The 23489-nt window shown below is 55.8% G+C and carries 21 protein-coding genes and 2 pseudogenes; 9 read left to right on the top strand and 14 right to left on the bottom strand.

Annotated elements, in window-relative coordinates:
• The first annotated feature begins 50 nt into the window (after nucleotides 1-50).
• Together DESLA_RS0101515 and msrB are read left to right on the top strand one after the other, a co-directional pair.
• Nucleotides 51-494: a Fur family transcriptional regulator gene (locus DESLA_RS0101515; RefSeq protein WP_028571115.1), complete on the top strand. Its 444-nt coding sequence runs from the start codon at nucleotides 51-53 to the stop codon at nucleotides 492-494.
• 334 nt (nucleotides 495-828) lie between these two features.
• The gene (gene msrB / locus DESLA_RS0101510; protein ID WP_245589982.1) at nucleotides 829-1872 is read left to right on the top strand and encodes a peptide-methionine (R)-S-oxide reductase MsrB; all 1044 of its coding nucleotides are present in this window, start codon (nucleotides 829-831) and stop codon (nucleotides 1870-1872) included.
• 115 nt (nucleotides 1873-1987) lie between these two features.
• Here the strand turns inward: msrB and DESLA_RS18030 are convergent, their stop codons facing one another.
• The 10 genes from DESLA_RS18030 to DESLA_RS0101460 all read right to left on the bottom strand — a co-directional run bounded on the left by DESLA_RS18030 (nucleotide 1988) and on the right by DESLA_RS0101460 (nucleotide 14697).
• Entirely contained in the window at nucleotides 1988-2455 is a 468-nt protein-coding gene (locus tag DESLA_RS18030) for a four helix bundle protein (RefSeq protein WP_084031802.1), read from the bottom strand.
• Between the two features lie 66 nt (nucleotides 2456-2521).
• Nucleotides 2522-4165 (bottom strand): glucose-6-phosphate isomerase, encoded by a 1644-nt coding sequence (pgi, locus tag DESLA_RS0101500; protein ID WP_028571113.1) that lies wholly within the window; start codon nucleotides 4163-4165, stop codon nucleotides 2522-2524.
• Nucleotides 4166-4199: 34 nt separating this feature from the next.
• Complete coding sequence (aroC, locus tag DESLA_RS0101495) at nucleotides 4200-5315, bottom strand: chorismate synthase (RefSeq protein WP_028571112.1); 1116 nt, start codon at nucleotides 5313-5315, stop codon at nucleotides 4200-4202.
• Nucleotides 5312-7354, bottom strand: a complete 2043-nt coding sequence (locus DESLA_RS18025; protein ID WP_084031801.1) for a polysaccharide biosynthesis protein — start codon at nucleotides 7352-7354, stop codon at nucleotides 5312-5314. The genes aroC and DESLA_RS18025 overlap by 4 nt, the downstream gene beginning before the upstream one ends.
• 229 nt (nucleotides 7355-7583) lie before the next feature.
• On the bottom strand, nucleotides 7584-8258 hold the full coding sequence (gene ccsA, locus DESLA_RS0101485; RefSeq protein ID WP_084031800.1) for a cytochrome c biogenesis protein CcsA: 675 nt from the start codon (nucleotides 8256-8258) through the stop codon (nucleotides 7584-7586).
• A gap of 161 nt (nucleotides 8259-8419) precedes the next feature.
• Nucleotides 8420-9100, bottom strand: a complete 681-nt coding sequence (locus DESLA_RS0101480) for a heme exporter protein CcmB (RefSeq protein WP_035261191.1) — start codon at nucleotides 9098-9100, stop codon at nucleotides 8420-8422.
• Nucleotides 9093-9761 (bottom strand): heme ABC exporter ATP-binding protein CcmA, encoded by a 669-nt coding sequence (gene ccmA / locus DESLA_RS0101475; protein WP_028571109.1) that lies wholly within the window; start codon nucleotides 9759-9761, stop codon nucleotides 9093-9095. Before ccmA ends, DESLA_RS0101480 begins: the two co-directional genes overlap by 8 nt.
• A 40-nt stretch (nucleotides 9762-9801) precedes the next feature.
• Nucleotides 9802-11718 carry a heme lyase CcmF/NrfE family subunit gene (locus tag DESLA_RS0101470; protein WP_028571108.1) on the bottom strand — a complete coding sequence of 639 codons (1917 nt, stop codon included), beginning with the start codon at nucleotides 11716-11718 and terminating at the stop codon, nucleotides 9802-9804.
• 73 nt (nucleotides 11719-11791) lie between these two features.
• On the bottom strand, nucleotides 11792-12211 hold the full coding sequence (locus DESLA_RS0101465; RefSeq protein ID WP_028571107.1) for a cytochrome c maturation protein CcmE: 420 nt from the start codon (nucleotides 12209-12211) through the stop codon (nucleotides 11792-11794).
• 128 nt (nucleotides 12212-12339) lie between these two features.
• The gene (locus DESLA_RS0101460; protein ID WP_028571106.1) at nucleotides 12340-14697 is read right to left on the bottom strand and encodes an HDOD domain-containing protein; all 2358 of its coding nucleotides are present in this window, start codon (nucleotides 14695-14697) and stop codon (nucleotides 12340-12342) included.
• A 242-nt stretch (nucleotides 14698-14939) separates the two neighbouring features.
• On the opposite strand from DESLA_RS0101460, the gene vapB reads away from it, so the two are divergent.
• Nucleotides 14940-15170, top strand: a complete 231-nt coding sequence (vapB, locus tag DESLA_RS0101455; RefSeq protein WP_028571105.1) for a type II toxin-antitoxin system VapB family antitoxin — start codon at nucleotides 14940-14942, stop codon at nucleotides 15168-15170.
• Between the two features lie 568 nt (nucleotides 15171-15738).
• Here vapB and DESLA_RS23630 read toward each other — a convergent pair.
• The 4 genes and pseudogenes from DESLA_RS23630 to DESLA_RS18015 all read right to left on the bottom strand — a co-directional run.
• A pseudogene (locus tag DESLA_RS23630) lies at nucleotides 15739-15987 on the bottom strand (type II toxin-antitoxin system RelE family toxin); the annotation flags it as partial.
• Between the two features lie 19 nt (nucleotides 15988-16006).
• A complete protein-coding gene (locus DESLA_RS0101435) occupies nucleotides 16007-16216 on the bottom strand; it encodes a hypothetical protein (protein ID WP_028571102.1) in 210 nt (69 codons plus the stop codon).
• A gap of 412 nt (nucleotides 16217-16628) precedes the next feature.
• Complete coding sequence (locus DESLA_RS0101425; protein ID WP_028571101.1) at nucleotides 16629-16868, bottom strand: hypothetical protein; 240 nt, start codon at nucleotides 16866-16868, stop codon at nucleotides 16629-16631.
• A 372-nt stretch (nucleotides 16869-17240) separates the two neighbouring features.
• Nucleotides 17241-17432 carry a type II toxin-antitoxin system Phd/YefM family antitoxin gene (locus tag DESLA_RS18015; RefSeq protein WP_211239014.1) on the bottom strand — a complete coding sequence of 64 codons (192 nt, stop codon included), beginning with the start codon at nucleotides 17430-17432 and terminating at the stop codon, nucleotides 17241-17243.
• Nucleotides 17433-17582: 150 nt separating this feature from the next.
• On the opposite strand from DESLA_RS18015, the pseudogene DESLA_RS22665 reads away from it, so the two are divergent.
• The 6 genes and pseudogenes from DESLA_RS22665 (at nucleotide 17583) to DESLA_RS0101385 (ending at nucleotide 23382) form a co-directional block, all read left to right on the top strand.
• A pseudogene (locus tag DESLA_RS22665) lies at nucleotides 17583-18716 on the top strand (IS630 family transposase).
• 142 nt (nucleotides 18717-18858) lie between these two features.
• Nucleotides 18859-19479 (top strand): type IV toxin-antitoxin system AbiEi family antitoxin domain-containing protein, encoded by a 621-nt coding sequence (locus DESLA_RS18005; protein WP_051434273.1) that lies wholly within the window; start codon nucleotides 18859-18861, stop codon nucleotides 19477-19479.
• Between the two features lie 253 nt (nucleotides 19480-19732).
• Entirely contained in the window at nucleotides 19733-19939 is a 207-nt protein-coding gene (locus DESLA_RS22660) for a hypothetical protein (RefSeq protein ID WP_156932827.1), read from the top strand.
• Nucleotides 19940-20020: 81 nt separating this feature from the next.
• Complete coding sequence (locus DESLA_RS0101395) at nucleotides 20021-21388, top strand: lipopolysaccharide biosynthesis protein (protein WP_028571098.1); 1368 nt, start codon at nucleotides 20021-20023, stop codon at nucleotides 21386-21388.
• Nucleotides 21369-22634 carry an adenine nucleotide alpha hydrolase family protein gene (locus DESLA_RS0101390; protein WP_028571097.1) on the top strand — a complete coding sequence of 422 codons (1266 nt, stop codon included), beginning with the start codon at nucleotides 21369-21371 and terminating at the stop codon, nucleotides 22632-22634. Before DESLA_RS0101395 ends, DESLA_RS0101390 begins: the two co-directional genes overlap by 20 nt.
• Nucleotides 22624-23382 (top strand): class I SAM-dependent DNA methyltransferase, encoded by a 759-nt coding sequence (locus DESLA_RS0101385; protein WP_028571096.1) that lies wholly within the window; start codon nucleotides 22624-22626, stop codon nucleotides 23380-23382. The genes DESLA_RS0101390 and DESLA_RS0101385 overlap by 11 nt, the downstream gene beginning before the upstream one ends.
• Nucleotides 23383-23489 lie beyond the last annotated feature (107 nt).

Raw genomic sequence — 23489 nt, 5'->3', positions numbered from 1 at the left:
GGTGTGATGCACTGTACAGCAAAATCAATCTTTCCTTGGAGATGCCTACCATGCACGATGCGCGCAATCAGTTTTTCCACTTCCTGAGCAAGAAAAAGCTCAAGTTCACCGCCCAGCGTGGCCTGATTTTCGACGTTTTCTGGAACACCAGAGACCACGTCTCCCCCGAGGAACTCTACAATCTGGTCAAGCTGATCGACCCGCGTGTCGGACAAGCCACCGTGTACCGAACCCTGAAACTCCTCTCCGACTCCGGGATCGCCCGGGAGGTCAACTTCGGAGACGGCGTCTCCCGCTACGAGCCGACCTTCGGCCAAGCCCATCACGACCACCTGATCTGCACCAGTTGCGGCCGCAGCGAAGAAGTCGTGGACCATCAAATTGAAAGCCTCCAGGAACAACTGGCCAAGGACCACGACTTTACCTTGACCGGCCACAAAATGTACCTGTTCGGTCTGTGCCCGCAATGCCGGGGAAGCGGCCGAAAACAGTAACTTCGTCCCGACCTCCGGCGACACCCTCCCTCAAGGGCTCAAAGCCCGCCCCCCGTGCACCACCCCGCATGGCGCTTCCCTTGCGCATGCGATGGATGCTTCGTGTCCACGCCCTTGGGACATTCCCGACTTCGCCGCCCCACGCATCATTGCCTTGAATGGTTTCCGGCACCGATTTCTCCGTCACGTCGGACATGCCTTCTTGCCATACCGGTTCCCGATCTTATTTGATCCACTCCGGCTACTTTTCCACGCAAGAGACATGAATCAGCAAACGCACAGACGTATTACCATCTTGGCGCTGATTCCTATCCTGACCCTGATGATCTCGACAATGGCTGAAGCCAAGGAGAGCACCATGCAGCACGCCCCTGAAACCATCCAGACGGCCACCCTGGCCGGCGGGTGCTTCTGGTGTCTGGAATCCGACCTCCGCAAACTGGACGGCGTCCTGGAGGCGATTTCCGGCTACACCGGAGGAACCGTGGAATCCCCCACCTATGAGCAGGTGACCGGCGGCCGAACCGGCCACGTCGAAGCGGTCCAGGTCCGGTTCGATCCCGCGAAGACATCCTATACCGAAATCCTGGATGCCTTTTGGCGCTCCATTGATCCCACGGACCCCGGCGGTCAGTTCGCGGATCGCGGATCGCAGTACAAGACCGCCGTCTTCTATCACGACGAATCCCAGCGCATCACCGCCGAAGCCTCCAAGCAGGCCCTCGACGCCTCCGGCCGGTTCTCCCGGCCCGTGGCCACGCCGATCCTTCCGGCCCAAGCCTTCTATCCCGCCGAGGACTCCCACCAGAGCTATTCCGAAACCAACCCGGCCCACTATCAGCGATACCGGGAGCTGTCCGGTCGCCAGCCCTTCCTGGACGCGCATTGGAGCGACACCGTGGTCCAGCCGCGCACCACGGCCAAGGGATTTGCCGCCCCGTTCGTCAAGCCTTCCCGTGACGAACTGCAAACCAGGCTGACCCCGCTTCAGTTCCAGGTCACCCAGGAGAATGGAACGGAGCCGCCTTTCAAGAACGCCTACTGGGACAACAAACGCCCGGGCATCTACGTGGACGTGGTTTCCGGAGAACCGCTGTTCAGCACCCTGGACAAGTTTGATTCCGGCACGGGATGGCCCAGCTTCTCCAAGCCCCTGGTCGCCGAGAACATCACCGAGCACGTGGACCGCAAGCTGTTCATGCGCCGCATCGAGGTCCGCAGCAAACACGCCGACTCCCACCTGGGCCACGTCTTCCCCGACGGCCCGGCGTCCACCGGCCTGCGCTACTGCATCAATTCCGCGGCCCTGCGCTTCATCCCCCAGGAAGATTTGGAGTTGGAGGGCTACGGGCAATTCACGACGCTGTTTCAGGAATAGCGCCCGCTATATTCCCCGTAACGCAAAAAGGCGGCCCTGGCGGGCCGCCTTTTTGCGTTACGTCACCTGAGGTGGATCATCCTCGCAACTCCATGTTCCCGGGCATGGGCGCGGCCTAGCTGTCGCCTGGAGCCAGTTGTTGGCGATCCGTCTGCTCCTGGTTCCCCTCGGTGTCGGGGTCGTAATCGGGATCGGGATCGATTCCGACTGTGTAGTGTGGTTGGTCCTCACGCACTGTGTAGCCTCGTTGCCCGAGTTTCGTCAGCATCGCCACGATGCGGTCCAGTAAGGCTTTGCGGGTCGCATTCTCTTCTGGCGAAAACGCTCCACAGACTTGCAGGACATCCTGGATGGCGCCGCATTCCAACGCAGAACCGCGTGCAATCTCGAAATAGCGCCGTCGATCTCCGTCAGTGGCTTTACCGTTACCTTCGGCAATGTTCAGCGGGATCGCTTGCGAAGCACGCAGAAGCTGGTCCTTGGCGTTGCGATGACCCTTTAGTGTTTCACAGAAACGATAGGCCCAGCCGACATACTCGATCGAAGTACGGTATACATCCAGTTTCTCGTGTCCAAATCCCATCTTTTGTCCTTGGATTCCGATTCCGATACCGACCCCGACACCGATTCTGCTTCCTCAGCAAGCCAGTCACCCGCGCATCTTCTTGTACGCCGTGATCAGTCCGTTGGTGGACGCGTCATGACCGGAAACAGGGGCGTCCCCGGGCAGTTCCGGCAGGATGGCCTTGGCCAGTTCCTTGCCCAGCTCCACGCCCCACTGGTCAAAAGAGTTAATCCGCCAGATGACGCCCTGGACGAAAATCTTGTGTTCGTACAAGGCGATCAGACTGCCCAGGACGTGGGGCGTCAACTTTGGAAAGAGGATCGAGTTGGTGGGTCGATTGCCCGGAAAAACCTTGTGCGGCAGGATCTTTTCGATCCGCGCCCGGTCCATGCCCGAGGCCTCCAATTCCTTGCGCGCCTCGTCCTCGGTCTTGCCGCGCATCAAAGCCTCGGTCTGGGCGAAGAAGTTGGAGAGCAGGATTTGGTGATGGTCGCCCAGAGGGTTGTGGCTCTGGGCCGGAGCCAGGAAGTCCGCGGGAATCAGCTTGGTGCCCTGGTGAATGAGCTGATAAAAGGCGTGCTGGCCGTTGGTTCCGGGTTCGCCCCAGATCACCGGGCCGGTGGAGTGGTCCGCCGCCTCGCCGTCACGGGTAACCCGCTTGCCGTTGCTCTCCATGTCGCCCTGCTGAAAATAGGCCGGGAAACGATGCAAGTACTGGTCGTACGGCAAAATGGCATGGCTCTGGGCGCCCAAAAAGTTGTTGTACCAGATGCCCAGCAAGGCCAGAATCACCGGCACGTTGCGCTCCAGCGGGGCGGTCCGGAAATGCTCGTCCATGACAAAGGCCCCGTCCAGCAGCTCCTCGAAGCGGTCCATGCCGATGAACACGCCTATGGGCAGCCCGATGGCCGACCACAGGGAATAGCGTCCGCCGACCCAGTCCCAGAACTCGAACATGTTCGTCGGGTCGATGCCGAATTCCCGCACCTTCTTCGTGTTCGTGGACATGGCCGCGAAGTGTTTGGCCACGGCCGCCGGGTCGTTCAGGGCGCGCAGCAGCCAATCCTTGGCCGTGTGGGCATTGGTCAGGGTTTCCTGGGTGGTGAAGGTCTTGGACGCCACCAGGAACAGCGTGGTTTCCGGGTCGCACTCCTTCAGGGTTTCAGCGATGTGCGTGCCGTCCACATTGGACACGAAATGCATCCGCAGATCCGGATGGCCGTAGGACTTCAGCGCCTCGGTAACCATGTACGGCCCCAGGTCTGATCCGCCGATGCCGATGTTGACCACGTCCCGAACCCGCTTGCCGGTAAACCCCAGCCATATCCCATCGCGGACCGCGTCGCTGAAGGTGCGCATCTTGGCCAACACCGCCCGGACATCCGGCATCACGTCCCGTCCGTCAACCTTGATCGCCCGCTCGGACCGATTACGCAGCGCCACATGCAAAACAGCCCGGTTTTCCGTAAAATTGATCCGCTCCCCGCCGAACATCCTGCCCCGCCACGTTTCCACCTCGGCTTCCCGAGCCAAGTCCAGCAACCGGTGCATGGTCTCTTCGGTGATGAGATTCTTGGAGTAGTCCACGAGAATATCGCTTACCGTGGCCGAGAACCGCTCGAATCGACCGGCGTCCTCGGCGAAAAGATCGCGCATGTGCCGACGCTTCATGACCTCGGCATGGCCTGCCAGGGTCTTCCAGGCGGATGTTGCCGTCAATGTGCTCATGAGACTACCTCCAGAGGAGAATTGTTGGGGAAACCTACGATCGCGAATGACCCGCGGCGCGGTGCAGCAGGAGCAAGTCCGCCAGGGTCAGGCAGACCATGGCTTTGAGCACCGGGACGATCCGGGGGATGGCGCAGATGTCGTGGCGGCCGCCGATGCGTAGTTCGTGCTCCCGCCCGTGTTGATCCACGGTGGTCTGGGGCTTGGCGATGGAGGGGATGGGCTTGACCGCGACCCGGACCACCAGAGGCTGGCCGGAGCTGATCCCGCCGAGAACGCCTCCGGCGTTGTTGGAAGCGAATCCATTGGCGAGGATCGGGTCGTTGTTCGCACTGCCCAGCATCCGGGCCGCCGCGAATCCTGCCCCGATTTCCACGCCCTTGACCGCGCCCACGCCCATCAGGGCATACGCGAGACGGGCGTCCAACTTGTCCAATACGGGCTCGCCCAAACCCGCCGGGACGCCCTGAGCCAGGATTTCCACGACTCCGCCAAGGGTGTCGCCCTGGCCGCGAACCTCTTTGATCCGCTCCTCCCACGGGCCGACCAATTCGGGGTGAGCGGCGAAAAACGGGCGCTCCGCCACGCCCTCCTGGATCACTCCCGGGCTTGCTCCGGAACTGGACTCACAATGACTCCCGGAACAAGATACGCTCTCCAGGCCGATGCCGCCCAATTCCACCGTGTACGCGGTCACGGTGACGCCCTGCGCGGCCAGAACCTCCTGGGCAATGGCTCCGCCCACCACCCGGCAGACCGTCTCCCGGCCCGAGGACCGCCCCCCGCCGCGGTAGTCCCGGACACCGTACTTGGCTTGGTAGGTGATGTCCGCGTGGCCGGGGCGATGCAGGAATTCCAGGGGCCCGTAATCACGGGAACGCTGGTCCTCGTTGGCGATGAAAAAGCCGATGGCCGTGCCCGTGGTCCTGCCCTCAAACACCCCGGAGAGCAGTCGGACCTGGTCGGCCTCCTTGCGGCTGGTGGTCCCCAGCCCTTGCCCGGGCTTGCGGCGGTCCAGCTCCCGCTGGATCACGGCCTCGTCCAGGGCGATCCCCGCCGGACAGCCGTCCACCACGCCGCCCAGGCCGGGTCCGTGGGACTCGCCGAAGGTGGTCAGGCAAAAGACACGACCGATGGTGTTTCCGCTCATGCCGTCACCTTCAGACTTTCCCTCAGGTCTCTCAGGCTTTCGGTCAGACTTTCCTCTGGGCTTTCCTTTGGGCTTTCCTTGGCGGTCCTCATCTCCGGCACCGAAGCGGTCTTTTCCTCCAAACCTTCGGAGGGAAACACCGGGCGCCCGCACTGGGCCTTGTACTCCGGGACGACGTGACCGAGGATGTCCTTGATCGCAACGGCGTCGTGCCGTCCTGCCGCGGTCTCGAGCTGATCCAGCAATCCGTACAGAGCCGCCAGCCGAACGTTCCAGTCCTCGGTCTCGCCGTTTTGACCGTCTTCGCGCAGGACCATGATTTTCTCGTGACTGGTGCTGTCCACGCCCTCGGTTTCGATGATCAATTCCTCAAAGAGCTTCTCCCCCTCCCTGGGGCCGGTAATCACGATGGGGATGTCCACGTCCGGTTCTTTTCCGGAAAGCCGGATCAGATCCCGGGCCATGTCCAGGATGCGCACCGGCGTGCCCATGTCCAGGACGAAAATCTCCCCGCCCTTGCCCAGGGTCGCGCTTTGCAGAATCAACTGCACGGACTCGGGAATGGTCATGAAGTAGCGGATCATTTCCGGATGGGTCACGGTCACCGGCCCGCCCAGTTCGATCTGGCGGCGGAAAAGGGGAATCACCGAGCCGGACGACCCCACCACGTTTCCGAAGCGCACGGCCATGAACCGGGTCCGCCCGTTCTGGATGCCCCGCAGCAGCAGCTCGGCCACCCGCTTGCTGGCCCCCATTACGTTGGTGGGCCGCACCGCCTTGTCCGTGGAGACAAGCACGAAACGCTGGACCCCGTGGGCCAGGGACTTCTCCATGACCACCTTGCTGCCGACGATGTTCGTCGACACCGCTTGCCAGGGGTTGTTCTCCAACATGGGCACATGCTTGTAGGCCGCCGCGTGGAAGACCACCTCCGGGGCGTAAGCGGTGAACACTTCCTCCATCAGGGCCTCGTCCTGCACCTGCCCCAACACCGGGACATAGGCCGTGAAACGATGCTCGTGCTCCAGTTCCATCTGAATGGCGTAGAGGTTGGTCTCGCCGGAATCCAGGAGGATCAGTCTCTTGGGCGCGTAGCGAATGATCTGTCGACACAGTTCCGAGCCGATGGACCCTCCGCATCCCGTGACCAGGATGGTCCTCCCGGCCAGTATCCCGCGGATGCCGTCATTGTCCAAGATAACGGACGGTCGACCCAGCAGGTCTTGAAAATTGACCTCCCGCAGGGAACGCACACTGACCTTGCCGTCAATGATTTCCCCGATCACCGGCAACGTCTTGAAGGGGATGCCCACCTGTTTGCACAACTCGACGATGGAGCGCATCCGGGTGCCGCTGACCGAAGGCAGGGCGATCAGCAGTTCGTCCGGCGCCAACTTTTCCACCACGTACGGCAGCATGGCGATTTCTTCCAGTACCGGAACCCCGTGCAGGGTTCGTCCCCGCTTGCCCGGATCGTCGTCCAGAAAGCCCAGCACGTGATGATCCAGGTCCGGATTTTCCACTATCTCCCGCAGAATCTTCTCCCCGGCGTCCCCGGCCCCCAGGATCAGCACCCGCTTGCCCTTGGGCGTACGCCGCAGAGGGACACACCAGGGAAAATTGCGAATGCTGCCCTGCATGGTGTAACCGGACCGGATCACCATCCGCAGCCCTCCGGCAAAAAGCATGGTGAAAGCCGCGTCCAGCACGAACACCGTGCGCGGGTACCCTTCCAGGCGGTTCCAGGTGAACATCAGGGCCACCAGGAGCAAACTGCTGATCAATGCCGCCTGGACCACGTGCCACAAATCGCCCAATCCCGTGTACCGCCACATGCCCCGGTACAACCCGAAGATTGTGAACACCGCCAGCTTCAGCGGAAGGGCGATCATCACCAGGTGAATCATCTGCGCCTGGTAGATGTCGTCAACATGAAAATCGAAACGAATCAGATAGCCCAGGACCATGGCCAGGGCGAACAACAGGCCGTCGGTCAGGAACATGACGTAGAGTTTGGGATTTTTGAACTGGTGAAACATGGTCGGTGTGAATCGTGGGAAAAAAGAAGGGGCTGGCTTTCCGAACGTCAGGCGGAGCTAACCTGAGCTGAACTGGGTGTTGAAGAAGTCCTTTGTCGGCAGTCCGTTCAAAAACCCCAAGTGCAAGAAGCAAAAAAAGGTCAAGGTCGAAGCGTATTCTTGATACGTGAGAGTTTGAACTTTTTGCAGCGACGCAGCAATTGGAAGTTTTTCAACGGACTGTAAAGACTTAAAGCCGGGCGGCCCAAAGCCCGTCCAACCGATCCTGAGCCAGGATCTGCCTGACGCGCAGAACGACCAAGACAAGCCAAAGCAGGCCCACAGCCGCCAGGGAAACTCCCATGGCCTGCCACATTTCGGGTTCCATGCCCCCCCCGGAAGAGGACATTACGGACGGATGAATGCTGCGCCACAACCTGGTGGAGAAAAAGACCAGCGGGATGTCCACGAAGGCCACGATGCCCAGCACCGCGCAGAGGGTCCGACGTTTGACCTCGGGGATCGGGGAGGTGCGCAGCACCAAATAACCCATGTACACGAACCACATGATCAGGGCCGTGGTCAGTCGGGGGTCCCAGGTCCACCAGACGTTCCAGATGGGCCTGGCCCACAGGGAGCCGGTGATCAGGGCCAGACCGCTGAACAGGACGCCCAGTTCCGCGGCCGAACCGGCCAGGGCGTCCCAGACCGGAGTTTTGCGCACCAGCACGCCCACGCTGCCCACGAAGACCAGGAAAAAGCTGAGCAGGGCCCACCAGGCCAGGGGCAAATGGAGATAGAAAATCTTCTGCACCAGCCCCATGGTCGCCTCCACCGGGGCATGCAGCCAGATGGCCAGATGCGCGGCCACCAGGGCCAGCGCGGCCGCCACGGCCAGGGTCGAAAGCAAGGCGGAATTCTTCATGAGCGGCTCATCTGAGTGTTGAAAAAGTCCTTATCCACAGTCCGTTCAAAAACCCCAAGTGCAAGGAGCAAAAAAAGTGCAAGTTTGAAGCGTATTTATTCATACGTGAGAGTTTGAACTTTTTGCAGCGACGCAGCAATTGGGAGTTTTTCAACGGACTGTCATCCCTCCCGGAAGACCAGGGGAAACAGAATCAACGCCACCGCGGCGAACAGGGCGTCGAAGGCCAGGATCAGCGTCAACCATTGGGATTCGTCCTGGAATCCGACCCCGGACAGCAGCCCTCCGCCCAGTTTGACGCCGCCCAGCAGCAGGGGCACCAGCAACGGAAAGAGGATCACGCTGAGCAGGGATTCCCTGGCCGCCTGACCCTGACTGAGCGCGCCCAGCAGGGAGCCCAGGACGACCAGGCCCAGGTCCACGGCCAGGACCAAGCCCAGGGCCGACGCCCACTGTCCATACAGGGATTGGCCGAGAAAAACCACCAGCCCGAGCAGGAAAAAAATCTGGGCCAGAAACAGCAGCGCGGCCCCGGCCAGGGCCTTGCCCAGGAAAACGGTCCCCGGACTGATGGGCGCCAGGAGCAGCCCCAGACGGACGCCGTTGGCCTCCTCCAGGTGATACAGGGCGTTGAACAGCAAAACCAGGCCGAAGACCGAGGCCAGCCAGAAGATGGCCGCCGCGGCCTGTCCGGTCATGGTCTCGCCCACGGGCAGGGAAAGGCTGAAGACAAAGATGATCAGCAGCCCCAGCAGGACCGTCTGGGCCAGCCCCAGACCCAGTCCGAGCATCAGGCGCAGATCCTTACGCGCCAGAACCAGGAACCTGGGCAATCTAAGCATCGCCGCACCATTCCAGATAGTCGGCGGCAGCCCCCAGAAAGGCCTGTTGCTTGCCTTGCAGCACCAGCACCCGGTCCGCCAGGCGGGCATCCCGGCGGGCGTCGTGGCTGACCCAGATCACCGCGGCCCCGCGGGCTTTGGCCTGATCGATCTCCCGGTCCAGAATGGCCCGGGAAGCCGTGTCCAGGCCCGTGGCCGGTTCATCCAGAAGCAGCATCCGGGAGTTGAGCAGGAGCACGCGGGCTAGGCTGAGCCGCTGGGCCATGCCCCGGGAAAAGGTGCCGGCCCGTTCCAGGGCCGCGGCTTTCAGTTCCACCCGGTCCAGGACCGCGGAGATTTCCGGGATCGATGGCGTCATGCCGTGCATCCGGGCCCAAAACAACAGGTTCTCCGAGGCGCTCAGAAACGGGTACACGCAGGTCCCGTGGCCGAGATAGCCGATCTCTCCGTGTTCCAGATTCCAGGCCACCTCCCCGCTTCCCGGGGTCAGCAGCCCGGCCACGATCTGCAGCAGCGTGGACTTCCCGGCCCCGTTGGGCCCCAGGACCAGCAACACCTCCCCCGGAGCAACGTCCAGGGTAACCTGACGAAAAATCAGACGTTGGCCGAAAAAATGGCCCACGCCGCTCAGGCTGACGAGTGCTGATTCACGTTGGGTCATTCAGGACCACTGCTTCCGAAGCCACGGCTCTTCATCGCCCTCAGGCGATGGAAGCATCCGCTCCGGCTTCGGTTTCCCGAACCTTCCCCTTGGAAGTGCGCAACGCGACAAACCCCACCAGACACAGAATGACGCAACCGATCCAGATCCAGTTCACCAAAGGCTGGGTGCTCATTTTCAGGCTGATGATCTCGTCCTCGGTAAAGCCCAGCAGCGTGGCATACAGTTCCACGCCCAGGCTGAAGCGCGTGTCGATTTTGGCATGGGGCCGATCCCAGGTCCGGTAGGAACGTCGCTGCGGGGCCAGTTCGCCGATGACCTTGCCGTCACGGGAAACCTCCAGCCGGGAGGCGAAGACCATCATGGCCGGGGTGCTCCAGGTTTCCATGCCCACATAGGTGATGGTATAGTCCTGGATGGTCATGGATTCCCCGGGAGCGAGCACGGCCTCGGCCTCGACCTTGTACGGGCCGGAAATGGCCACGCCCAGAAACATCAGGGCCACGCCCAGATGCACCCCGTAAGCCCCCCAGGCCGTGCGCCGCCGCCGCAAGGACGGGTCCAGGATGAACAGCATGACGATGCTGACCACCATGGCCAATCCCGCGCTGGCGCCGACCAGGGCCAGAGGCATGCGAATCCCGTTGATCCAGAGCAGCACGCCCAAGGCCAGCCAGATTCCGGCCAGCACCGCGAGCCATTTGCCGTGGCGCACGCCTTCCTTCCACTGAATCCAGGGGCAAATCACCAGGATCGCGCCGATCACCGCAAAGAGCGGCAAACAGACCCGGTTGTAGAATCCGGCGTCCAGGCCCATGGGGTTCTCGGTCCAGAGTTTGCTGATCACCGGCCAGAAGGTGCCCATCAGAACCACCAGGCCCAAGGTCAGAAAGACCCAGGCCGTGACCACCAGCAAGCCTTGCCGACTGGCCAGTCCGCTCAAGGGCCGATCATCCCGGGCCGGGCCGAAAAACAGGACCAGAGCCGTGACCACCATGCTGAACATCATGAACAGCATCAACGGATTGCCGACCCCGCCGTCGCCAAAGGCGTGCAGGGAGTCGATCACCCCGCTGCGCACCAGGTAGGTGGCCATGAAGCACAGCACCAGGGTCAGAACCATCAGCAGCACGTTGGTTTTGCCCAGGGCCTTGCGGCCCTGGCCGACGATGGCCGTATGCAGAAAGGCCGTGGCGCTGAGCCAAGGAATCAAGGAGGCGTTTTCAACCGGGTCCCAGGCCCAGTAACCGCCCCATCCCAACTCCAGGTAGGCCCACCATCCGCCGATGATGATCCCGCCGGAAAGAAAAATCCACGCGGTCAGGGTCCAGTTGTGAGCGATCTGGATCCAGGACTGCTTCTCTCCGGTGATCCAGCAGGCCAAAGCCAGACAGGCCGGGATGGTGAACCCGGCATAGCCGATGAACAGGGTCGGCGGATGGATGATCATCCCCGGGTGCTGAAGCAGCGGATTCAACCCCTGGCCGTCCAACGGCGCGGGGGAGATTTCCATGAAGGGATTCTGATGTCCGGTGAGCAGGTACATGAAGAAGGCCTGGATTCCCAAAAAGAAAATCCAGAAAAAGACCCGCGTCTGCCCGCCGAGCAGTCGGTATCGCTTGGTGAACAGAATGATCGTCCCGCAAATCACCACCAGCCACGCCCAGAACAACATCGACCCGGCTTGCCCGGCCCAGAAGGCGGTCAGCCGGTAGAACAGCGGCAGGGTCAGATCGGAGTAGCGACTGACGTAGAGCAGGGAGAAATCCTTGACGTAAAACGCCCAGAGCAGAAAAAACGAGCTGATGGTCACCAAGGTGCAGATCACGATCTGGGCGTTCTCCACCCAGGGCAGCACCTTGGACCGGCCCTCCCAGGCTTGATGGACGCAGGCCGCGGCAGCCAGCAACGAGAGCAACAAGGCGGCCAGAAGACTGTAATACGGAATAATGTGCATAAATGCGCTCCAAAAAAAACGGCCCGCTCACGTCACTCGCGGACCGCTTCTGCAGAAGGAATAGGGGAAAAAATCATCCGGGCCGGTTCTCGGCCTCGTACTTCGAAGGACACTTGGTCATCAGGGTCTTGGCGTTGAAGACCCCTTCCTGAATCAGGTATCCGCCTTCCAGAATCACCTCGGCCCCGGGCTCGAACAGATCCGGGACCACGCCCCGGTACTGGACCGGGATGCGTTGCGACGCATCGTCGCTGTCCGCCAGCATAAACCGGACCCCCATATGCTGGGGATCAAAAACCAGGCCGTCCCCGGCCACGGTCCCGAACAGGCGAATCTGCTGAATATCCTCCGCCGGCATGGCCAATGCCTCGGAGACATTCAAAAAGTAAATGCTGTTCTGCTTCAGACCAGCCATCAACAACGTCCCAAAGCCGACCAGAAAGAGAGCCAGGGCCACGATGTAAACGGTGCGCGAATTTTTCTTCTTTTGCATGGGCGTGCTCACCTCGTGTCAGTTGATAAAGGAGACGGAACTGTACTGTTTTTGACACGGACTGACAAGAGTTGAACCCAGGCCTCGACGATCCCCTGGCCCCCCTGCCCACTCTCACCCATCTCACATCAGGCCAAGAGGTAAAAGCCTAGATCCTTTGCATATGGTGGGGGGTTGTAGAATTCCGCGTCCACCTGCTCACCCTGGACGCTTCTGACGACGACACGTCGCTCAATCAAAGAGTGTAGCGTATCGTCCAGACGAAAGGAGACTTCGAGAAAGTCACCGGGTTTGATATTGAGTGGTCCTGTTGTCACCCGAAAACCGATTTCGGTCAGGGCGAGCTCTTCAACCAGGATGTTTCCGTAGCTATTGGCCGAAGGGCGCTCGAAAACACCGTCCAGGCGGACTTTTTTCCGGTAGATCCTTTTTCTTTCCGGCTGTTGCGCTGTTTCCTGTTCAAGCAAGGGCTGGAGTTCCGCTTCCACGGAAGCATCGGGCGTGCATTCCAACACGGCTTTGTCCTGGGCAAGACGTTCTTCAAGAAAGGTGATCAGCCCTCGGGCATGATCCGATTTCACGGAATGGACAAAAATGCTGATGGTTACACCCATGTCGCCTTTAAGCGCATCAAAGGACTTGAGCATCCGCATTCTGGCTTGATCCGCCGCCTGCCTGTCGGTTCCGGGCAGCAGGGCGATGAACTTGTCGCCCTCGTAGCGGAAGACATTGTCTGACTTCCTGAAGGCCGACCGAAGAATACCGGCAACCTGTTTCAGGATTTCATCGGCAGCCTTACGCCCCTTCATTTCGTTGATCCGCTTGAACCTGTCGATGTCAATGATCATGATGGAAAGGTCATGGCCATACTGTCGCAGCACCAGATCCCTGTTGCTCAACATCCGCTCCAAGGAGCACCTGTTTTTCAGCCCGGTCAAGGAATCCGTCGTGGCCATTTTCCGCAACGACTGCTGGTAGGAAAGCCTTTCGATGGCCATGGATGCCTGTTCTGTAATGGATTCCAGTATTTTCAATTCTTCCGGGGTGTACGGCAATCCATTCATTTTATTGACAAGCTCGACAACACCAAAAAACTTTTGATTGATTTTGAGCAAGGTCCCCATGCAGGACAGCGGTTCAAAATCAACATACAGCCCCATGCGCCCGGCCAAGTGGGCGTCCTGAAATATATTCTCGGAGATCAAGGGCATATCCCGTTCCGCGAGATACCCGGACAGCCCTTTGCCTTTGGGCACTCTGAGTCCCTGGAGTCGTTCCTTGTTCAGCCCCTCCACGGCGCTGAAGATCACGCCCTCGCTCTTCGAATCCTTGAGCAGTATGGCCCAGTGCATTGGTTCAAAAAAGGACCCGATATGAAACATAACGATATCCATGACCTCCCTGGCGGTTCCGGCCTGTGCCAGGGACTTGCCGAAAGCAAACCCCACATCGTGGAGGGCGACGTTCCCGCTTACCTGGCGATAGTCATGTGTAGTTTGAGTGACGTCCCGATGCGCGAGCCTGGTATTCACCCTGGCGAGACTGAAGCTCATCCAGAGCATGCTCTCCTGGATTTCACCGGGGGTTGGAAACACGAACCGGTAGAACTCGGAAATTCGTTCCATTTCGCTGTTCATGGCCCTGATCCTGGCAATGACGTCGATCTTGTCCAAGTCGACAAACCGCTCGATTTCAGGAGCCAGCACCGGAGGGCAGATCGTCTCACTCTCAAAGGACCCAACGCCCTGGGTCCAGCAGATGAAGTTCGAGAGGGCCACGATGGAGATGAGCAACGACTGATCAGTGGGCAGGTCCTCGGCCGGGAAACGCTGGTGATGGTACTTCACCGGCAGGATGATGCTCTCGGGCAAGCCCCAGAGGGAACAAAAGTAAGCCCCCACGTCGTCATGTCCAAGGCCGAGGATTTTCCGTTCCAGATCGACGATCGGCTCCTGGATGGAGCCGGCATCATGAAGAAAGTCACCGTAATCCCTGTGACCTTGAAGATCGAGAAAGATTTTGCCCACGTCGTGCAGGAGACCGGCGACATATGCTTCTTCAGGGTTTGGAAACTGAAGTTTCTTTGCGAGCTCCATGGAAAGTACGGCCACGGACAGGGAATGCCGCCAGAAATGGATCCGGCCGAACGTTCCTAAGCTGGATGTCGCGAACAGGCCCTGAAAGACGGTCATCCCGATGCACAATTTTCTGATCTCATCAATTCCAAGAAAAACCAGAGCTTCGGTCAGCGTGGAGATCTTCCGCCGGAGACCAAACCCCGCGGCATTCACCATCGCCAGCACCTTGGCGGCAATCCCGGGATCAGATTCGATCACCCGGGCCATGTCCTTCACGGAAACATCCTCGTCCCCGACCATCTCCAGAAACTTCAAGGCTGCCTGGGGAAAGCTGGGCAGCCTGCTGCCTTCCAGCGTGATGACTCGTTTCAATTCATCTGATGTGGGCAGGTCTATAGCGTGTTTCATTGACCACCTGAACCCCTTGGTGTTCCCCAACAAATTGGAAAAAGCGAAAATCGCATCCCAATGGTGGAGCGTGTATTCATGGCTACTTTGCACATAAGTCACATGGAGGTCAAAGCAACACCCGCGGTTCGCTTCCAGTCACTTCCCTCATCGCAGACGCCTTGAAGATATCCCGTTGGCATATCCCAAGGTCTTGCTACTCTGCCCCTTACAAACGAATCTGATCGAAGGAGGAGAAGCCGATGGAACAACCCACTGTATTCAAAAGCAACCGATCCCAGGCGGTCCGACTTCCCAAGGCCGTGACCCTGCCGGAAGACGTGAAGCGCGTTGATGTTGTGGCAGTAGGGCGAAGCCGGATCATCGCCCCCGCCGGGGAGGCGTGGGATAGCTGGTTTGATGGCCCCGGCGTGACCGCGGACTTCATGAACGAGCGTGAGCAGCCGGCCGTGCAGGACCGAGAGAGGTTTTGATGCTCAAATACATGCTCGACACCTGCATCTGTATTTACACCATCAAGAACCGTCCCGCCGTTATTCGCGAGAATTTCCGCCGCTGTCACGGACAGTTGTGATCAGCACCGTTACCAGTCCGTTGAAAAACTCCCAATTGCTGCGTCGCTGCAAAAAGTTCAAACTCTCACGTATGAATAAATACGCTTCGACCTTGAACTTTTTTTGCTCCTTGCACTTGGGGTTTTTGAACGGACTGCCGGATAAGGACTTTTTCAACACTCAGTTACGGTCATGGAACTGATCAAAGGTGTCGAGAAATCAGGGAAACCGGATGCGAACCTGAAGGTTGTGGAGGGATTTTTCGCGAAGCTGGAAGTTTAGAATTTGATGCGCATGCCGCCTTACACAGTGGCCGGATCATTGCCGACCTGGAGACCCGCCGTAAGAGTATCGGAGCATATGACAATCAGATCGCGGGGCATGCCAGAAGTAAAGGGCTGGTTCTGCCACGTGAGTTCATTAGAGTACCTGGATTGCTTGTCGAAAATTGGATGCCTCTTCAATAAATCCTGATACTCTTCCAACATCAAGGAAACATTCTGTAGATATCTTTCCGATGCAAACAGCGTATCAATTCAATTTCTTCTTCAGTTTTCTTCAATCCGATTCGATGGTTGCCTATTCTGATTCTGTAGTAGTAAGAGGCATAACCCTGGATTTCTTTAACATTTGCAACTTTCACTAAGCCCTCAGCTTCTTTCAATATGCTGACAATATTCAGTACATTTTCCGAAACATTTTGTTGCCCTGCAAGCTTTTCAATATCTTTGAGAAACGATTTCGCAAACTGATCTTCATGCCGAAGACCTCAGCTTCTCCAACACCACCTCTTCACTGACATATTCTCCAACATCACCTTCTTCGATAGCCAAGCCAAGTTTCATATCAATAATGGCCTCGGCAACAGCGTCTTCAAGCAAATCCCGACGTTCACTGAGAACGGTTGCAAAAGCTTCTTTCATGATGGTTGTCAGTTCAATACGTGATACATCTGTTAGCTGCATATCAATAGACCTCCCTATGTAAAGCCTTGCATGGTTTAGAGCTTCTCGTCGATGAACGAAGCAGGTACGCGCCGTAGCGTGGCAATCTCCAAATAGGCCAGCACTTCAGGCGACAAATTCTTTTCGAGGAAATCCGGAGGATTGGGGGAAATGATTTCATTTTTACTTGTGGAAAAACGAATCCGCAATCAACTGCTCATAGGCATCATGCCTTCCGATCCAAAACCAATAATAGACTGCATTTTGGTGGAGAGCCAAGGCACGGTATTCTGAACCGATACGTATCGACCAGAGTTGACCAGCCTTCTTGAACCGCAGAGAAGGATGGCGTGGATTTTTCAACCAGAGGCGATATGCTTTTTTAGCCCTGCGTCGCACATCAGAGGGCAGTTCGCGATACGCGCTCCAGAAATCAGGCGTTGTCGAGGAATTCATCAAGCGGAAGGGTTTGTTTTGCTTCAATGTCGCGACGCACTTTTGACAAGATTCCTTCGAGCCGCCCCCCAGGTTGTGAGTCCTTGGCGATCTGCTCATCCCAGCTGTCATGACCGAGTTCCAGGTCGAAAAACCAATCCACAAGACGGGCTCTCTCAGAAGGTTGTAATGCCATTACTTGGTCCGCGATATGTTCAACCGTGGCACTTGACGTCATAATCTCTCCTAGCTCTTCCTTTGAATGCATTCATCAAAAATTCAAAAAACATGTTTTCGTTCCCTCATGCTTCCAGTATAGGGCAGCAGGGATGGGCGGGCAAGAGGCCGGGCGGATGATCCCTTCAAGAGACCCAGAGATTTCTGGGATGTGAAAAGCAGGATGCTTGCGGGGAAATGATCAGCGCTGGAAAATTTTGCAAGAAAAATGTCAAGAAAGCGAACACTTCAGGGCAGGATCAGCTCACGCTGCCTTTGCGGAGAGCCTGGGACTGTCCACGACGGCCCACAAGGCAATATGCGTGTCCAGGAGCAGTCTCACGGCATGGGGTCCTGAAACAGGGCGACAATATGCTCGTTGTCCGCATCAATATCATCCGGCACCAATGAACTCCCCCCTGGCTATTTCAATTCTTTTGGCGACCGGCTGACTGGGAATCGGGACCAGCCTGGCCACCGGAGTACCGTGACGGGCGATGATCACCTCGCTTTCCTTTCCGCTTTCAATGGCCTCAACCAACTTGGAAAGCGTCGTCTTGGCCTCGAACATGTTCACGACGAGCATAATGCCCCTCCTTCGTATTTTCCAACCAGCTTCTCTTTAAATACATGCCTCTGCGAAAAATTTAGCCAAGCCTAGTACCATGTAACAATTATTCTTTCGTTTAGTTCTTCTTTGTGGTAGGCGAACTCCATACAAACCAGGGAGGTCGCCATGTGCCCACGCTACCGAGTCACTTTAACTGAAGAAGAACGCGGAGAACTTGAAAATTTAACGCGGCGTGGTAAAACTCACGCCAGAAAATTCATCCATGCCAGGGCCTTGTTGCTCTGTGATGCCGGGCCAAATGGACCCTCATGGAGTGTCGTCGATACGGCGACAGCTCTTGGGGTCACAACCCGCACAGTCGAGCACATTAAGAAGCGTTTTGTTGAAGAAGGCCTCAATGCCGCCCTGGATCGTAAACAACGAGAGAAGCCTCCGCGCGAAGTCATATTCGACGGAGCTTTTGAAGCGCGGCTAATCGCGCTGGCCTGTTCGGAAGTTCCTGAAGGAAACTGCCGCTGGACTGTCAGGCTGCTCGCCGACAAGGCCGTAGAACTCAATCTTGCTCCATCTGTTTCACACATGACCGTGCAACGGATTTTAAAAAAACGGAACTTAAACCTCATCTCAGCAAATACTGGAAAATTCCACCACGGGGAAATGCCGCTTTTGTAGCCGCGATGGAAGATGTTCTGGAGGTCTATCATCTGCCGTATGATCCAAACTTTCCCGTGGTTTGTATGGATGAGTCCAATAAACAACTTGTTGGCGAAGTTCGAGAGCCGATAGCGTGCAAGCCGGGACAGATTTCCCGCGTTGATGATGAGTATGTGAGAAAGGGCGTTGTTGAGATTTTTATGGAAGTTGAGCCACTTGCAGGCAAGCGACATGTCGCGATTTGCGAACGTCGCACCAGAAAGGACTGGGTGCAGCAAATCAAGCAGATGCTGGACGAGCGCTACCCCGCAGCAACCAAAGTGCGGTTGGTGATGGACAATCTCAATACTCACAATATCGCCTCTCTTTACGAGACCTTTGATGCAGCGGAAGCCAGACGATTAGCGGAACGACTCGAAATCCATTACACACCTAAGCATGGAAGCTGGCTCAACATGGCTGAGATCGAACTCAGCGCCCTCAAAGGTCAGTGCTTAAGTCGCAGAATTCCCGACATGGCCATAATGCAAGCTGAAGTCGCTGCCTGGGAAAAGAACATGAACAATCGTTTTCGAAAAATTCGACTGGCAATTCAAAACCGAAAACGCCAGGATCAAACTGAAACGGCTTTATCCGAAAATTTAAATGTTATACGGTACTAGCTAGAAAATCAAAAACCGTCCACCAGCCTTCTTTTCGCTTACAACTCATATCTTTACCCGCTCATCATCAGTGCTTGCGTATTCCCTCCAGCAAGTGTATTTTTTCTGAACTTGTTGGAGGAAACATGCAGAACGACTTGGTCGATCTTCCGGATGCCTTGTGGCTTCAGGGCCATTTCGCCGGATACGCCAACCCCAAGGCGGCCATTGCCCGCCTCACCCGTCAGGGTGTTTTACATCGTCTGAAAAGGGGGCTGTACATCAAGGCCCAACATGCAAACGATCCTGACCTGATTGGCAAGGCCGCCAATCGCCTCTACGGCCCCTCGTACGTGTCTTTCGTCTACGCGCTCAGGAGGCACGGCCTCATCCCCGAACACGTCACGCACGTCACATCAGCGACCTTCGGCAAGAGAAGGAAGAAACGATACGACACCCCGATAGGCTCTTTTTTTTACCAAGACATCCCCGCAATCGCCTATCCCCGCGGGTTACTTTTCGCCGAACAGAGGGGGGAAAGATATCTGGTGGCCTCCCCGGAAAAAGCCGTCTGCGACGAACTCTACCGGGTCCCCGGCGTCCGTTCCATCCAGGGGATACAGGATCTGCTTTTCGACGATCTACGTTTGGACCGGGATCAGTTCATGCGGCTGGACCGGCATGCCCTGATCTCGTTTTCTGAGCTTTATTCCTCAACGACCCTGGACACCTTTGCAAAATTCTTGGATAAAAACCATGATGACTGAAGCCGTCGTCCAATTGCTTGAGGAATACCTGAGGATAAATCACGGTTCCACGGACAGAGCCCTTGCCGACTATTCAGGCTGTCGCGCTGCTGGGCCTGTCTCGGACTGATTTTTTCACCCATGCCGCCTTGTGTGGCGGCACGGCCCTAAGATTAATAGAATCAAAGACAGGGATTGGTATGACTTCGCATTTCTGGTCCCCAAGAACGTCCCGCTCCTGCTCCCCAACTCGAGGCCAGGCTGAGGCAACGAGGTGCATACACCACTCGCCCCCCTGGACAAAGAGCACTGCACCAACCTCATTACCAGCCGCATTGATGCCGTGGATTTTGCAGCGGCCAAGGCCGACGTCGTTGCCTTTATCCGCCAGCTGCGGGAACTGGATGTCTGGTCCAGAGAGTATTTTCACCACGTACTGGATAATTTTAACAGGGTACCCGGATTGTTGATGGAAAACTAGCTTGGTCAAGCATGAAACCGCGATGGCCCATGCAATCCGCAAACTATCGGCAAGTTCTCCCTTCCTCCCGGCAAGGGAAAAATGAATATACTCAGGTTCGTCAAATCTCTGGGCCATCCCCGCCACTGGCTGCAGGACGATCTGCTGAGGCGTTTATTCAAAAATGCAGCTGTGCTGTTCAGCGGTAATGTAGGTGCATCCCTGCTAGGGTTGGCCTCTCTGGCCATGACTGCCCGCGCTCTTGGAGTCGAAAATTTTGGCATACTGGTGCTTATCACCACTTATGTCGGGATTGTTGATAAACTGGTCAATTTCCAGACTTGGCAGGCAATTATCAAGTACGGAGCAGACGCTCTGGAAAAAGAAAGTGACGAGGATTTTAAATCCCTGCTCAAGTTCGGTTTCCTCATGGACTGCTCCACAGCGGTTCTCGGCATGATTATCGCCGCCTCTGCTGCATGGTTTGTCGGACATTGGCGAGGATGGGATCAGCAGCTTGTAATCATGGCAACCATTTACAGCTCCACCATCCTTTTTCACATCCAGGGAACGCCCATGGCGATTCTGCGTCTTTTCGACAAGTTCAACAAGTTGGCCTACCAGCACGTAATCGCTTCAGCCATAAAACTGGCAGGCGTAACCATCGCTTTTTTTGTCGGCGCAGGTCTGTGGTCGTTTCTCATTGTATGGGCGATGGTGGATATCTTGGGCAAGCTGTTGCTGGTCTGTATGGCATACAATGAGCTTCTATTGCAAAAACACCATGACTTCATGCACGCAACCACAAGGAATATCGGAAGAAAATTTTCTAGGATCTGGGGCTTTGTGTTGACGACCAATATCAACAGTTCGATCCGGATGGCCTCCAGGGAAGTGGATATCATGATCATTGCCGCTTTGTTGAGCCCCGCAGCGGTAGGGTTATACAAAATAGCCAAGCAGTTTTCTCTGGTGCTCCAAAAGACGATCGATCCTTTATATCAATCCATATTTCCTGATTTGGCAAGACTTTACGCCAAAGGAGAAGTAAAGGAGTTCGTACGGTTTGGGCTCCGATCTTCTCTTCTGGCCGGATTGTTTGCACTGAGCGTCTGGTTTTTCTTCATTTTTTTCGGGGAAATAGTGATTTTACTTATTTTTGGAGAAGAGTACCTGAAAGCCGTGGAAGTCATGCTATGGTACATGATGGCGATTGTTGTTGCGGCTGCGGCATTCCCTCTGCAGCCGGCCATGCTTTCCATGGGCAGGCCACATACCACCCTTGGGGTTCATTTAGCTGCCACACTCATATATTTCACAGCTCTATTTTTTCTGCTTCCCAGCACAGGGCTTCTAGGGGCAGGCATATCTTATCTGATTTATTACATCTCCTGGTCGGCTTTCATGCTGGCGATTGAAATCTTTCTTATCTCAAGAAGGCTGACCCCAAGTGCAGCAGAAACTAACTAAGGACCAGATCAAGGCATTTCTCCACTACGGTTATGTACCCAGGCCCAGGCCGGTGAACCTTGTTGGCTTGCTATCCCGCTACGGAATTGAAATTGAAGAAGCCAAAAGCCAGAGGCCGGAAAAAGACCTTGTCAGCAAAGGGGCAGAAATACTTGATGATGTTTTTAAAGACACAGCCCGGAAGATAGGAAACAGAGCCACTGTTGTCCCAATAAGCGGTGGTATGGACTCTCGTGCCATCCTTGCCGGTATTTTACAGCACCTTCCAAAAGAGCAGGTGCAGACAGTAACCGTTGGAATTCCTGGAGCGCTTGATTATGAAATCGGGCAAAAGGTGACGCAGAAGTCAGGAATTGCAAACAAAGCGGTCAACCTGGATCAAATCACTTGGAATGAAGATGATCTGATTAGTTACGCCAGCAAATATCAATTCCCCATAGCACTGATTGAAGGTTTTTTGTTCAGCCAGATTTTTGATGATTTTAGAGGCAATCCTTGCTATTTAAGCGGCTTTATGGGGGATCCCCTGTCCGGGTCACATCTGCCTGCAAATCAAAGCACAGATTGGCCGCAGGCAAAAGCTGCTTTTATCCAAAGGAATAATTATACTAAGTTGAAGTTTTTTTTTCCGGAAAAAGACTTTTTGCCCTCAGCTCCGCTGGCCGATGCCGTGCTACTTACCCTTGATGAACAACTGGACTTTTTTATAAGGCAGAGGTGCAATATTTTGCCCCTTGTCCTTTTAAAAGGCTACCAACGTATTACCCCGTTTTTATACCCCCGCTGGATAGAATTTATGTTAAATCTGCCCCACGAGCTTCGCAACGGCCAGTTTTTGTACAAAAAGATTTTGCAGCATATGTATCCGGATCTTTTTTCATTGCCGTTGAAGAATCTGGGCGGACTGCCACTTGGAGCTTCGCGTTTCCAAGTGTTTCAGAAACGTTTGCTAAATAGATCCAGTAATCTTGTCCGCAGATATCTGCCGTTTGTTTTCACGAAACCCTCTCCGGGATTGAATTATATTGACTTTGAAAAGGCCTACCGGGAAAAGCCGGATTTGAAAACCATTGCCGAAAAAAGCCTCAATGATTTGCATAAAAGAAATATCGTGGAAGGAATTCGTATCCCCACCATCTGGCAGGAGCATCAATCTCGGAGATTTAATCATTCACAATTAATCACTCTTTTGGCATCACTGGAAATATTTTTCAAAGCAGCAGAGACCAAGGCAAATGAGCAATAGTAATAAATTCGAACTTCAGGATAATCTTTACCAATTCCCTTACCACTATATCCCGCACTTTGAAACAGACGGGACTCCTTCTCTAATGCGCAAGCTGAACTGGGGCTTTGATTATCTTTGCTACCAGAAGCATCTACAGGAGAAGGTTGTTGCCATGCACCCGCAATCGGTTCTGGAAGTCGGCTGCGGGGATGGTTACTTTATCAGCGGGCTTCCTTCCTCTATCCCTGTCAGGGTTGGTGTTGATCTGTCATCGAAATCTATTGCTTTTGCCAGAGCTTTTCATCCTGATTGCACTTTTTTTGCCCAGGATTTTAATGCTATAAAAGACACTTTTGACATTGTCGCAGCCATAGAAGTGATAGAGCATATCCAGGAAAATGAATTACCTGTTTTTTTTAACTCACTTTGTCATCGTACCAATAACAGCGGCACAATCATAATTTCAGTCCCTACTACAAATATCCCCTTGAACAAGAAGCATTACAGGCATTATACAATTGATTTGCTGAAAAATCAGCTCGCAGATAGCCAAGCAGGGCTGAGCATAAAAGAATACGAATATATTTTTCGCAAACCTTGGTGGTACAATATTTTTAGACGTTTTTTCAATAACAAGGTATTTTCACTGGAATTCAAACCATTCATGCGGTTTGCATGGCGAGATGTTTGGCGAAACTACCGGATCGCAGATGAGGGCACAGGATTTCATTTGGTAGCTGTTTTGACAAATAAAAAAATCTTGTAACAAGCGCGTAACGTATGTGTATTGGATTCAGATGCTCAGTGTTGTTGCCAGATTTATATTGACAAAATATTCAGGCGCAAAGAAAAATTTCACTTTAAATCGAACCA

Source organism: Desulfonatronum lacustre DSM 10312 (genome assembly GCF_000519265.1).
Lineage (GTDB): Bacteria > Desulfobacterota > Desulfovibrionia > Desulfovibrionales > Desulfonatronaceae > Desulfonatronum > Desulfonatronum lacustre.
Note: the sequence above shows the minus strand (reverse complement) of the source record. Positions and strands in the feature narration are given on the sequence as shown.